Source organism: Streptomyces sp. NBC_01320 (genome assembly GCF_035974375.1).
GTDB lineage: Bacteria > Actinomycetota > Actinomycetes > Streptomycetales > Streptomycetaceae > Streptomyces > Streptomyces yanii.
Genome location: NZ_CP108390.1, coordinates 4,576,388 through 4,588,807, shown reverse-complemented (window position 1 = coordinate 4,588,807; position 12,420 = coordinate 4,576,388). Strand labels below are relative to the sequence as shown.

Annotated in this window: 7 protein-coding genes; 2 read left to right on the top strand and 5 right to left on the bottom strand. The window is 69.2% G+C overall.

Annotated features, from left to right (window positions below; genetic code table 11):
* Positions 1 to 6 precede the first annotated feature (6 nt).
* Positions 7 to 951, bottom strand: coding sequence for a TIGR04222 domain-containing membrane protein (locus tag OG395_RS20615; RefSeq protein WP_327244274.1), 945 nt, complete (start codon positions 949 to 951; stop codon positions 7 to 9).
* Positions 952 to 1,080: 129 nt separating this feature from the next.
* Here OG395_RS20615 and OG395_RS58405 point away from each other — a divergent pair, with 129 nt between their 5' ends.
* Complete coding sequence (locus tag OG395_RS58405) at positions 1,081 to 1,377, top strand: DUF4259 domain-containing protein (protein WP_442818580.1); 297 nt, start codon at positions 1,081 to 1,083, stop codon at positions 1,375 to 1,377.
* Positions 1,378 to 1,419: 42 nt separating this feature from the next.
* Positions 1,420 to 3,630, top strand: a complete 2,211-nt coding sequence (locus tag OG395_RS20610; RefSeq protein ID WP_327249399.1) for a HelD family protein — start codon at positions 1,420 to 1,422, stop codon at positions 3,628 to 3,630.
* Here OG395_RS20610 and glgB read toward each other — a convergent pair.
* From glgB to OG395_RS20590, 4 genes are all read right to left on the bottom strand, one after another.
* Positions 3,587 to 6,085 carry a 1,4-alpha-glucan branching enzyme gene (gene glgB, locus OG395_RS20605; protein ID WP_327244273.1) on the bottom strand — a complete coding sequence of 833 codons (2,499 nt, stop codon included), beginning with the start codon at positions 6,083 to 6,085 and terminating at the stop codon, positions 3,587 to 3,589. The genes OG395_RS20610 and glgB overlap by 44 nt on opposite strands.
* A 93-nt stretch (positions 6,086 to 6,178) precedes the next feature.
* Positions 6,179 to 7,582 carry a maltokinase N-terminal cap-like domain-containing protein gene (locus OG395_RS20600; RefSeq protein WP_327244272.1) on the bottom strand — a complete coding sequence of 468 codons (1,404 nt, stop codon included), beginning with the start codon at positions 7,580 to 7,582 and terminating at the stop codon, positions 6,179 to 6,181.
* A gap of 310 nt (positions 7,583 to 7,892) precedes the next feature.
* Complete coding sequence (treS, locus tag OG395_RS20595) at positions 7,893 to 9,599, bottom strand: maltose alpha-D-glucosyltransferase (protein ID WP_327244271.1); 1,707 nt, start codon at positions 9,597 to 9,599, stop codon at positions 7,893 to 7,895.
* Positions 9,596 to 11,665: an alpha-1,4-glucan--maltose-1-phosphate maltosyltransferase gene (locus OG395_RS20590; protein ID WP_327244270.1), complete on the bottom strand. Its 2,070-nt coding sequence runs from the start codon at positions 11,663 to 11,665 to the stop codon at positions 9,596 to 9,598. The genes treS and OG395_RS20590 overlap by 4 nt, the downstream gene beginning before the upstream one ends.
* Positions 11,666 to 12,420: the final 755 nt, after the last annotated feature.

The window sequence follows — 12,420 nt, the reverse complement described above, 5'->3', positions numbered from 1 at the left end:
CAACGCTCAGTAGTTCCCGCCACCGCAGCTGCTGCTGCCGCAGCTGTGGTGGTGACCCCCTCCGTCGTACGAGGAGCCGTGCGAGCCGTAGGAGTCGTGGGAGCCGCCGTACCCGTGGGAGCCGTGGCCGCTCTCGCTCACGTAGATGCCGGTGTTCTCGTCGGCGGAGTCCGAATCCAGTGCCTTCCCGTACTTGATCAGCATCCGTCCCACCGACGGCAGACGCCCCCCGCCCCCGCCCCACCGCTGAGAGCGCCGGCGCTCGCCCGGCAGCCCTCCCCGCCCGTCGAACACCACGGCCCCGAGCGCGGCCGCGGCCCATGGCTCGCTCGCGCGGAGCGTTGCGAGGCGACGGCGTCCCATCGGAGTCAGTGGGCCGCGCGCGGGACACAGCACGCACACGGCCAGACAGGAGAAGCCCACCACGAGGTAAGGAGCCGTCTGCCGCAGCCCGTGAGGGACGGCGAAGGCGGCCAGGACCGCCGTGCCGCACACCACGGCGACCAGGACCCGCGCGGCGAACAGCCGGGCCCGGGCGCGGGGCGGGGCCATGAGGAGACCGTATGAGACGAGGCGGTCGCCGATCTCGCGTACGGCCCCGGCCCGCACCGCCCGTACCCGCAGCAGCGTCGGCGTCGTGGAGCCCGCGGTCCGCCATTTTTCGACCACGGCTCGCTCCACCGGATGCTCGGGTTCCGTCCAGGGCTCGGGTAACCGCAGCCGCCCACCCGACCCGATCACGACGTTGTTGTCACGGCCCCACACGGTATGGAGAGCCGCCTCCACCACCCGCTCCGGTCCGCCCGCCAGCAACGCCGCATCGTACGGACCCAGCTCGGGCGCGCGATCCCGGCGCCGCCACGGCAGCAGTCGCCGACCGGAGAGGACCAGGCAGGCAGTGGCGGCGACCAGTGCGGTCGCGGCGTCGATGAGCGTGAGCGTGGTCCACATGGCAGCCCCCGATCCGGACGTGCTCCGGACGAATGTGCGTATGCGAGGGGTATCTCCGTGTGAAGCACGGTCAATCCGAACAAGCCTGATTTCAGAGCTTTTTCTGAGCTTGTTCCGAGCTGCTTGCCCGTGCCGGCGCTGCCGTCGGACTTCCCCGTGCTTGCGGTCCAGGCCATTGATCGCATCCTCGTGCCCGACTCCGAGCTCGCGGCCCTCTGGGTCGACTCCGGCGACGCCGACGAGTGGCGGGGCATCCTCGTACGGCCGTGCGCCGTGCTCGATGCGACGGGCGCGGCGACCCTCTGCCGAGAGCATCCTGGAAGGAAAACAAATACCCCGGTCCGAATTGACGGCCGGGGTATTTCTTCGCCTATATTGAATAGTTCCGTGTGTGCATTCCGCGCAATATGCGGAAAACTTCAATAATAATACTCTATCGCGCCAGGACCTGAATTGTCTACCGAAGAAATGCGGCAGGAACAGCAATTCGTCTCCCTTGCCCACGAGCGGCTCGACCAGCTCCGGGTAGCGGCCGAAGTCGGCATGCGCGCCACGATCGCGCAGCTCAGCACCGGTCGACAGGCGCGGGTGGAGCGCGATATCGGCGTCGCCGAGCACTCCGCCTCGCTCGCCGCGCTGAATGCCGCCGTCACGGGACTCTGTTTCGGACGGATCGACAGGCGCGACGGAGTCACCTACCACATCGGGCGCATCGGAATCCGGCGGGACGACACCGAGCGGACCCCGTTGCTGATCGACTGGCGGGCTCCCGTCGCGCGGCCGTTCTATCTCGCGACCGGGTACGAACCGATGGGGCTGCGCCGCAGGAGGCACATCACCACGCAGGGGCGCACGGTCACCGCGTTGCACGACGAGATCATGGATCTCGCCGACACCACCCGCACGGGTTACGAGTCGCACGACGCCGACGAGGTGCTGCTCGCCGCGCTGAACAGCGCCCGCACGGGCCGGATGGGCGACATCGTCTCGACCATCCAGGCCGAGCAGGACCACATCATCCGCGCCCCGCAGCGCGGGGTGCTCGTCGTCGAGGGAGGGCCGGGCACCGGGAAGACCGCGGTCGCGCTGCACCGGGCCGCGTATCTCCTGTACGCGCACCGGGAGCAGTTCGCCAAACGGGCCGTGCTGATCGTCGGGCCCAACCCGGCCTTCCTCGGCTACATCGGCGACGTGCTGCCCTCGCTCGGTGAGACCGGCGTGCTGCTGTCGACGGTCGGCGAACTGTTCCCCGGCGTGCACGCCACCGGCACCGACAGTCCCGCGGCCGCCGCCGTCAAGGGCCGGGCGGACATGGCCGGCGTACTGGCCGAGGCCGTACGGGACCGGCAGCAGGTGCCCGAGAAGGGCGAGCCGATCGTCATCGCGCACGACGACGGGGAGCTGATCCTCGACTGGGACATGGCAGTCGAAGCGCGGCACAAGGCCCGCGAGACCGGGCTGCCGCACAATCTCGCCCTGCCCACCTTCGCCTTCCGGATCATCGACGATCTCACCACGCAGCTCGCCGACCGCATCGGCGCCGACCCCTACGGCGGCCCGAACTTCCTCGGCCCCGACGACATCGCCCAGCTCGGCAAGGGCATCGCCGCCAGCGCGGAGGTGCACGCCGCCATCACCTCCCTGTGGCCCCCGCTCACCCCACAGGAGTTCCTCGCCGGCTATCTGGCGGAGCCCACGCATCTGGCCGAGGACGACGCCGAGCTGCTCCGGCGCGCGAAGAGGGCCGCCTGGACACCTGCCGACGTGCCCCTCCTCGACGAGGCCGCCGAGCTCCTCGGTGCGGACGACTCCGCGGCCCGGGCCGCCGCCGAGGCCGAGCGGGCCCGCCGGATCGCCTACGCGCAGGGCGTCCTCGACGTCTCGTACGCCTCCCGTACCTACGAGTTCGAGGACAAGGAGGACCTCGACGAGGACGCATCCGAGGTCCTCGCGGCGCACGACATCATCGACGCCGAACGGTTCGCCGAGCGTCAGGAGGAGGCCGACCACCGCAGCGCCGCCGAGCGCGCCGCCGCCGACCGGACCTGGGCGTTCGGGCACATCATCGTCGACGAGGCGCAGGAGCTGTCGGCCATGGCCTGGCGGCTGCTGATGCGTCGCAGCCCGACCCGCTCGATGACCCTGGTCGGCGACCCGGCCCAGACCGGCGACCTGGCAGGCTGCGATTCCTGGCAGGAGACCCTCGCGCCGCACGTCCAGGACCGCTGGCAGCTGGCCCGGCTCGGAGTCAACTACCGTACGCCCGCCGAGATCATGGAGTACGCGGCCGAGCGGCGCCGGGCCACCGATCCCGCCTTCGAACCCCCGCGCTCCATCCGCTCCACCGGTGCACGGCCCTGGGAGCGCACCCTGCCGCTCGCCGACGTGGCCGGGCTCGCCGAGGCCGAGACCCCGGCGGAGGGCAGGCTCGCCGTCATCGCCCCGCGCGAGCTCCACGCGGAACTCACAGGACTCGACGACGAGCCGCTGGATCTGCACCGGCCCGTCGTCCTGCTCGACCCGCGCCAGGCCAAGGGCCTGGAGTTCGACACGGTTCTCGTCGTCGCGCCCGCGCTGATGACCCCCAACGATCTCTATGTGGCGCTGACCCGGGCCACCCAGCGGCTCGGGGTCATCACACCGGCTTCAGCCACACCGTCGCCAGCGGAGGCAGAGTGAGCTGGACGCTCGTGCGGTGACCGTGGGCGGCGACGGACTCCGGCTTCAGCGGATCCGGGTTGAGGACGTCACCGCCGCCGTACCGTGCCGCGTCCGTGTTGAGCACCTCAGCCCAGGCGGACACGGACGGCGGCACGCCCAGCCGGTACTCGTGGCGGACCACCGGCGAGAAGTTCGACACCGCGAGCAGCGGCGCACCGTCCGCGTCGAAACGCAGGAAGGCGAAGACATTGTCCTCGGCGGCTCCGCCGTCGACCCAGGCGAAGCCCTCGGGGACGGTGTCCCGCTGCCACAGCGCCGGTGTCGCCCCGTACACCGCGTTCAGCTCACGCACCAGGTCCCGTACGCCCCGGTGGTCGCTCTCCGCCGCGTACGACGGGTCGAGCAGCCACCAGTCGGGACCGTGCCCCTCGGACCATTCCGCGCCCTGGGCGAACTCCTGCCCCATGAAGAGAAGTTGCTTGCCCGGGTGGGCCCACATGAAACCGAGGTAGGCCCGGTGATTGGCGCGCTGCTGCCACCAGTCGCCAGGCATCTTGCTGACCAGCGACTGCTTGCCGTGCACGACCTCGTCGTGCGAGATCGGCAGCACGTAGTTCTCGCTGTACGCGTACACCATCGAGAACGTCATCTTGTTGTGGTGGTACTTGCGGTGCACCGGTTCCTTCGACACGTACTCCAGGGAGTCGTGCATCCAGCCCATGTTCCACTTCAGCCCGAAGCCGAGACCGCCGAAACCGCCGGGGCCGACATGATGCGTGGCGCGCGTGACGCCGTCCCAGGCTGTGGACTCCTCGGCGATGGTGACGACACCCGGATTGCGCCGGTAGACCGTGGCGTTCATCTCCTGGAGGAAGGCGACGGCATCCAGATTCTCCCGGCCGCCGTGCTCGTTCGGAGACCAATCCCCGTTCTCGCGCGAGTAGTCCAGATAGAGCATCGAGGCGACAGCATCGACCCGCAGCCCGTCGATGTGGAACTCCTCGCACCAGTACGTGGCGTTGGCGACCAGGAAGTTGCGCACCTCGGTGCGGCCGAAGTCGAACTCGAGCGTGCCCCAGTCGGGGTGCGCGGCCCGGGCCGGGTCCGAGTGCTCGTACAGCGGACGGCCGTCGAATTCGGCAAGTGCCCAGTCGTCACGCGGGAAGTGCGCGGGCACCCAGTCGACGATGACGCCGATGCCGGCCCGGTGCAGTGCGTCGATGAGGTACCGGAAGTCGTCCGGTGATCCCATCCGCGAGGTCGGGGCGAAGAAACCCGTGACCTGATAGCCCCAGGAGCCGCCGAACGGATGCTCGGAGACCGGCATCAGCTCCACATGCGTGAACCCCAGATCACGTACGTAGACAGGGAGTTGCTCGGCGAGCCTGCGGTACGTGAGACCGGGTCGCCAGGACGGCAGGTGTACCTCGTACACCGAGAACGGCGCCTCGTGCACGGGTACGTCCCCGCGGTGCGCCATCCACTCCTGATCCCGCCACTCATGGTGCGAGGCCGTCACGATCGAGGCAGTGGCGGGCGGGATCTCGGCATGGCGGGCCATCGGGTCGGCGCGCACCGTGTGGGAACCGTCCGGACGGCAGATGTCGAACTTGTAGAGCGTGCCCTCCCCGATCGCGGGAAGGAACAACTCCCAGACCCCGGTCGAACCGAGCGAGCGCATCGGGAAGCCCGTGCCGTCCCAGTAGTTGAAGTCCCCCACGACCCGGACCCCGCGGGCATTGGGCGCCCAGACGGTGAACCGGGTACCGGTGACACCCTGGTGCTCCATGGGTTGCGCACCGAGGGCTGTCCACAGTTCCTCGTGCCGCCCCTCGCCGATCAGATGCAGATCGAGATCGCCGAGCGCGGGCAGGAATCGGTACGGATCCTGGACCTCGATCTCGTTGTCCTCGTAGCCGACCAGGAGCTGGTATTCGGGGACGGTGGGCATCGGCAGCAGCCCGGAGAACAGCCCGTCGCCGTCGTCGTGAAGCTCCGCCCGCAGCCCCTTGGCGAGCACGGTCACGGAACGCGCGTACGGACGCAACACCCGGAGCACCACACCGCCGCGAACCATGTGCGCGCCGAGCAGATCGTGCGGTGCGTGGTGCTCACCGGCGAGCAGTCGCCCGCGGTCGCCGTCGTCGAGGGCACGCACCGGCCGGACCCCGCGGCCACCGCCGCCCGTGCGCCGGGGACGGGGCGGTGCGGCATTGGTCCGCTTCTCCGCCCCCTTCCTCCGCTTGGCGGGGGAAGGCGTTGAGGCCGAGGGGCTCGCAGGTGCGGTCGGTGCCGCGGGGGCCGGAGCCGCTTCTGGCGTTGCGGGTGTCGCGGCGGCCGCGGCGGTGACTGGAGTCACGTCGGTTGCGGGTGTCGCGGCGGGCCCCGGGGGCGCGGGCTCGACGGGCGTCGGCGGGGGCGACGCGGCCACGGTGGGATCGGGCGCGGTGCGGGACGGCTTGCGGGCGGTCACAGGGACTGCCTCCTCGGGGGGTGTGGGTGAATCGGGGCGGGGCGTGACGGGCGGGGGAACGCAGCCGTGGCCGAAACCGGGTTGCGCGGCGCATCAGTCGACGGCGGCGGCCAGACGTTCGATGGCGGCCATCGGCACCGGCAGCCAGTCGGGCCGGTGCCGGGCCTCGTACACCACCTCGTACACCGCCTTGTCCGTCTCGTGGGCCCGCAACAACTCCGGTTCGCTGCGCGGATCGACGCCCGCGGCCTCCGCGTACCCGTCGCAGTAGGCGGTCCGGCAGTGTGCCGCCCACTCGGCGTTCCAGGGCCGGTGGGAGCGGGCCGCGTAGTCGAAGGAACGGAGCATGCCCGCGATGTCGCGCACGGGAGGCTGCGGACGGCGGCGTTCCAGAAGGGGCCGCGCCGGTTCGCCCTCGAAGTCGATCAGCGACCAGAAGCCGTCGGCCGCGCGCAGGGTCTGGCCGAGATGCAGATCGCCGTGCACGCGCTGTGCGGCCCAGCTGCGGCCCCTGTGGCCCAGTGCGGCAACGGCGTCGAACGCCGTACGCAGCCCGGGAACATACGGCGCCAGTGCCGGTACCGCGTGGGCAGCCGCCTCCAGCCGCTCCATCATCCCGGCGGCGAGATGCTCGGTCTGGGAGCGGCGCAGCACCGGCGTCGGCAGCGCGGTGGCGAGTGCCGTGTGCACCTCGGCGGTGGCGCGTCCGAGTGCGCGGGCCTCACGGGTGAAGTCATGGCCCGTGGCCAGTGCCCGTAGCGCAAGCTGCCAGCCGTCCTCCGCGTCCCGCAGGAAGGGCTGGAGAACGCCGAGGGTGAGCGGCTCCGATGCTGTCGCCTCGAACCAGGCGACGGGTTCCGGTACCCGACCGCAGCCCTCCCGGGAGAGGGCGCGCGGCAGTTCCAGATCGGGATTGGTCCCCGGGAAGACCCTGCGGAAGATCTTCAGGATGTAGGCGTTGCCGTAGACGAGCGACGAGTTGGACTGCTCCGTGTCGAGTACCCGCGGGGTGAGCCCGGCGGGGATGGGGGCGGCGCCCCGGTCGAAACGGAGGGGGCCGAGGGTGCCGGGGGTGCGCAACCGTTCCAGCAGAAGTTCGGCGAGCCGCGGATCGTGCAGCCCCTCGTAGACCGCCAGACCGGCGAGTGGGCCTCCCTTCACATGGCCAATGAGGGCGGGGGCGAGCCATGGTGGCAGCGTGGCCCGGACTCCGAGCAGCATCTGGTAGCAGTCGTCGGGCGAGGCCGGCATGGACGGCTGATGGACCCGGACCAGCAGATGGAGCAGCCCGGGCCCGTTGTCGGCGCCGCTCCCTGCGGATTCGGTATCCACCGGCAGTATTTCGGTCGCCGAGACAAGGGAGAAGGCCGTGACCGGCTGACCCTTGCCTGCGAACCACCGCTGCCGGGGCAGCCACTCATGCAGCAGTGGGGCGAGTGACGGGAGTAGTGCTGTGCTGTTGGCGAGGGCGACCCGAGTGGATGCAGCCTTCGACATGGCATCGCGTCCTTTCCCCGGGCACACCACAGGATGCGAAGAGTGTCCCGGATTGCGGCAATAGCTGTCCGGCTGTGCGGGACGTGTCGGGTCAGGATGGTCCGTACGGACTCGACATGCAGGGCTCCAGGAACCCCGAAGCCCCCTGGGGCCCCGCCGGACTCCGAAGAACTCCGGCGAACTCTGCGGAACTCCGAAGCGCTTTGGTGAATTCGGGGAGAGAAGCCCTGAAGAGCTCGATGTGGGGGAGATTGCCCCGTGCGGGGCGGCGGAAACCGCCCCGCTGGGTATGCGCGGAAGTGGCGCCGCATCAGATCGGCGGCGTGTCCTTCCGCAACCTGAACCAGTAGAACCCGTGCCCGGCGAGAGTCAGCAGGTAAGGCCACTGGCCGATGGCCGGGAAGCGCACCCCGCCGATCAGCTCCACCGGATGACGCCCGTTGAATGTCCGCAGATCGAGCTCCGTCGGCTGTGCGAACCGCGAGAAGTTGTGCACGCACAGCACGAGATCGTCCTTGTACTCACGGGTGAAGGCGAGCACCGCGGGGTTCGAGGACGGCAGTTCGTTGTACGAACCGAGACCGAAGGCCCGATTCTGCTTACGGATCTCGATCATCCGCCGTGTCCAGTGCAGCAGCGACGACGGCGAGGCCATCGCCGCCTCGACGTTGGTCACCTGGTAGCCGTAGACCGGGTCCATGATCGTGGGGAGGTAGAGCCGCCCCGGATCGCTGGAGGAGAATCCCGCGTTCCGGTCGGGCGTCCACTGCATCGGGGTGCGTACGGCATCCCGGTCGCCCAGCCAGATGTTGTCGCCCATCCCGATCTCGTCCCCGTAGTACAGAATCGGGGAGCCCGGCAGCGACAGGAGCAGAGCCGTGAACAGCTCGATCTGGTTGCGGTCGTTGTCCAGGAGGGATGCGAGACGCCGCCGGATGCCGATGTTGGCCCGCATCCGCGGATCCTTGGCGTACTCCGCGTACATGTAGTCGCGCTCTTCGTCCGTGACCATCTCGAGCGTGAGCTCGTCGTGGTTGCGCAGGAAGATGCCCCACTGGCAACCGGACGGAATCGCCGGGGTCTTCGCCAGGATTTCCGAGACCGGATAGCGGCTCTCGCGGCGCACGGCCATGAAGATGCGCGGCATCACCGGGAAATGGAACGCCATGTGGCACTCGTCGCCGCCGGCCGGGAAGTCACCGAAGTAGTCGACGACGTCTTCTGGCCACTGGTTGGCCTCGGCGAGCAGCACGGTGTCCGGGTAGTGCGCGTCGATCTCCTTGCGCACCCGCTTGAGGAACTGGTGGGTCTCCGGCAGGTTCTCGCAGTTGGTGCCCTCCCGCTGGTACAGGTACGGCACGGCGTCGACGCGGAAGCCGTCGATACCGAGATCCAGCCAGAACCGGAGGGCGGAGACGATCTCCTCCTGCACCGCCGGGTTCTCGTAGTTGAGATCCGGCTGGTGGGAGAAGAACCGGTGCCAGTAGTACTGCTTGCGCACCGGGTCGAAGGTCCAGTTGGACGTCTCCGTGTCGACGAAGATGATCCGCGCGTCAGGGAACTGCTTGTCGTCGTCGGCCCAGACGTAGTAGTCGCCGTACGGCCCGTCGGGATCGCTGCGCGACTGCTGGAACCAGTCGTGCTGATCGCTCGTGTGGTTCATGACGAAGTCGATGATCACGCGCATCCCGCGGTGGTGCGCGGCATCGACGAACTCCACGAAGTCGGCGAGATCGCCGAACTCCGGCAGCACGGCGGTGTAGTCGGAGACGTCGTATCCGCCGTCGCGCAGGGGCGACTTGAAGAACGGCGGCAGCCAGAGACAGTCGACGCCCAGCCACTGCAGGTAGTCCAACTTGGCTGTGAGGCCTTTGAGATCGCCGATGCCGTCGCCGTTGGAGTCGTGGAAGGACCGAACGAGGACCTCGTAGAAGACGGCGCGCTTGAACCAGTCGGGATCCCGGTCCTTGGCAGGGGTGTCCTCGAACGTGTCGTGAACGGGCTCATTGACAATCATGGTGTGGGTGACCCTCCGGTCGGCGGGGACGGTCGCAGGACGACGATGTGCGCGGGCGTGACGCCCGGCTCTAGGCGCACATAGAAGTTCCTGCCCCAGTGATAGGTGTGGCCGGTGAGCTCGTCGCGCACCGGCACGGTCTCGTGCCAGTCGAGGCCGAGTTGCGGCATGTCCAACGAGACCGTGGCCTCCTGGGTGTGGTGAGGGTCGAGGTTGACGACCACCAGAACGATGTTCGAACCCGAGCGCTTGCTGTAAACGATCAGCGCGTCGTTGTCGGCGGCGTGGAAGTGCACGTCGCGCAGCTGCTGCAGTGCGGGATGGCGGCGCCTGATCCGGTTGAGCGAGGTGATGAGCGGAGCCAGCGAACGGCCCTCGCGCTCCGCCGACTCCCAGTCCCTGGGCCGGATTTCGTACTTCTCCGAGTTCAGGTACTCCTCGCTGCCGGCGCGCACCGGAGTGTTCTCGCACAGCTCGTACCCCGCGTACACGCCCCAGGATGGCGAGAGTGTGGCGGCGAGTACGGCCCGCGCCTCGAAGGCCGGGCGTCCGCCGTCCTGGAGATAGCCCGGCAGGATGTCCGGGGTGTTCACGAAGAAGTTGGGCCGCATGTAGGAGGCCGCTTCACCGGCCAGCTCGGCGACGTACTCCGTGAGCTCCTGCCTGGTATTGCGCCAGGTGAAGTACGTGTACGACTGCTGGAAACCGACCGTGGCGAGCGCATGCATCATCGCGGGGCGGGTGAACGCCTCGGCCAGGAAGATCACATCGGGGTCGGTGCGGTTGATGTCGGCGATCACCTTCTCCCAGAAGATCACCGGCTTGGTGTGCGGATTGTCGACGCGGAAGATCCTTACGCCGTGGTCCATCCAGAACCGCAGGATGCGGACGGTCTCCGCGACCAGCCCCCGCAGATCCTTGTCGAAGGCGATCGGATAGATGTCCTGGTACTTCTTGGGCGGGTTCTCCGCGTACGCGATCGTGCCGTCCGGGCGGTGGTGGAACCACTCGGGATGTTTCTCCACCCACGGATGGTCGGGAGAGCACTGGAGCGCGAAGTCCAGCGCGATCTCCATACGGAGGGTGCGGGCGGTCTCGACGAAGTGGTCGAAGTCGTCGAGCGTGCCGAGTTCGGGGTGGACGGCATCGTGACCGCCCTCGGCCGAACCGATCGCCCACGGCACCCCCACGTCGTTGGCGCCCGGGGACAACGAGTTGTTCGGGCCCTTGCGATGGGTGGTCCCGATGGGGTGGACGGGTGGCAGATAGACGACGTCGAACCCCATGGCGGCAACCGCGGGAAGCCGCTCGGCGGCAGTGCGGAAGGTGCCGCTGACACCCCTTCCCCGGTTCCCCTGCCCCTGCAGATGGTCCACCGCCTTCCCCGTACTGTCCCTTCTCGTGACCTTTGTCGCCTTCGTCGGCTCGGCCGGCTCGAACCTGGCGCCCTCCGACCGCGGGAACAGTTCGTACCAGGAACCGAACAGGGCCCGTCGGCGCTCGACGACGAGGGGGAGCGGGCGGGCCGCGGTCACCAGTTCGCGCAGAGGATGGCGGGCGAGCGCGGCCGTGGCCTCGGGGGCGAGCGCGACGGCGAGCCGCGCGGCGGCCGGACGTGACTCGTCGCGCAACGCATCGGCCGCGGCCAGCACCGCCTCACGCCCGTCCCGTTTGGGTACGCCCCCGGCGGCCCGCTCGTACAGCTCGGCGCCCTCCGCCAGGACGAGCGCGGTGTCGATCCCCGCCGGGATCTTGATCTGTGCGTGCCGGCGCCAGGTGGTCACCGGATCGCTCCAGGCCTCGACCGTGTACGTCCAGTGCCCCTCGGAGTCCGGCGTGACATCGGCGCCCCAGCGGTCGGTGCCGGGAGCGAGCTCACGCATCGGCGTCCATGGGCCCGGGCGGCCGCTCGGATCCCGCAGAACGGCATTGGCGGCGACCGCCTCATGTCCCTCACGGAAGACGGTGGCCGTGACCTGGAAGGTCTCACCGGCAACGGCCTTGGCGGGCCTTCTGCCGCAATCGACGAGAGGACGGACGTCGAGGACGGGAATGCGACCGATCATGGAATCACCTGGGGACTGGAGCTCGGGCTGCACGGAACGCGGTGCGGGCGTGGAGAGCGGTGTGCGTACGCCGCGACTGTGGGGGTCCGTCCTTTCTAGCTGCTCCGTTGACGGCTGATGGGGTGTGAGCATGGTCGCTCCTGTCCGCATTCACTCGAATGGCACTCGAATGGCTGGGGCGCGGGTGTGGTGCGGGGGTGAGTACCGCATCGCACCGGACGCGTACGGACTGCATACGAACCGCTGCCGGATCGCAGTTGATCCGCATTCGGGCTGTATTCGGGTTGTGTACCGCAGAAGCCTTCCCACGGTTGTCGGGGGGCCAATCCGGTGGTTTGTTAACTACTCGGGCGTAGCGGTGAAGGTCTGAATACGCCGGGCTCCGCCCTGTGCGCGGAGGCTCGCGGAAGACCGCCGTCAACCGCCGCCGAGGCAGCGCCGGTGGCCTCGAACACGCCTGTCCGCATCGTCCTGTGCCGGTCGTGGGCGTCGCCGTGGCAGGCCCATGAACCGAAACCTCCTCCTCGACGTGGTGCGCGCCGCACGGAGTCGCGTCGAAGGCCGGCCGGTCCGCCTCGACCCGACCCCCGTACACGCCACTGGGCAGCCTTCCCTGTGCCGTGAAGGGCCACAAGGCCGCCCGAGGGGGCGGAATCGGCCATAACGCCCGTGGCGGATGAGCACCGATCTACGGAAGGGGGCGGTGGGGCGGACGAGACGCAGGGGGCCGCTGATCCGACGCCGGGACTGCGGTG

Coding starts and splice junctions, on each gene's coding strand:
- OG395_RS20590 (WP_327244270.1), bottom strand. CDS start 11,665: ATGATCGGTCGCATTCCCGTCCTCGACGTCCGTCCTCTCGTCGATTGC.
- OG395_RS20610 (WP_327249399.1), top strand. CDS start 1,420: ATGCGGCAGGAACAGCAATTCGTCTCCCTTGCCCACGAGCGGCTCGAC.
- OG395_RS20600 (WP_327244272.1), bottom strand. CDS start 7,582: ATGTCGAAGGCTGCATCCACTCGGGTCGCCCTCGCCAACAGCACAGCA.
- OG395_RS20615 (WP_327244274.1), bottom strand. CDS start 951: ATGTGGACCACGCTCACGCTCATCGACGCCGCGACCGCACTGGTCGCC.
- treS (WP_327244271.1), bottom strand. CDS start 9,599: ATGATTGTCAATGAGCCCGTTCACGACACGTTCGAGGACACCCCTGCC.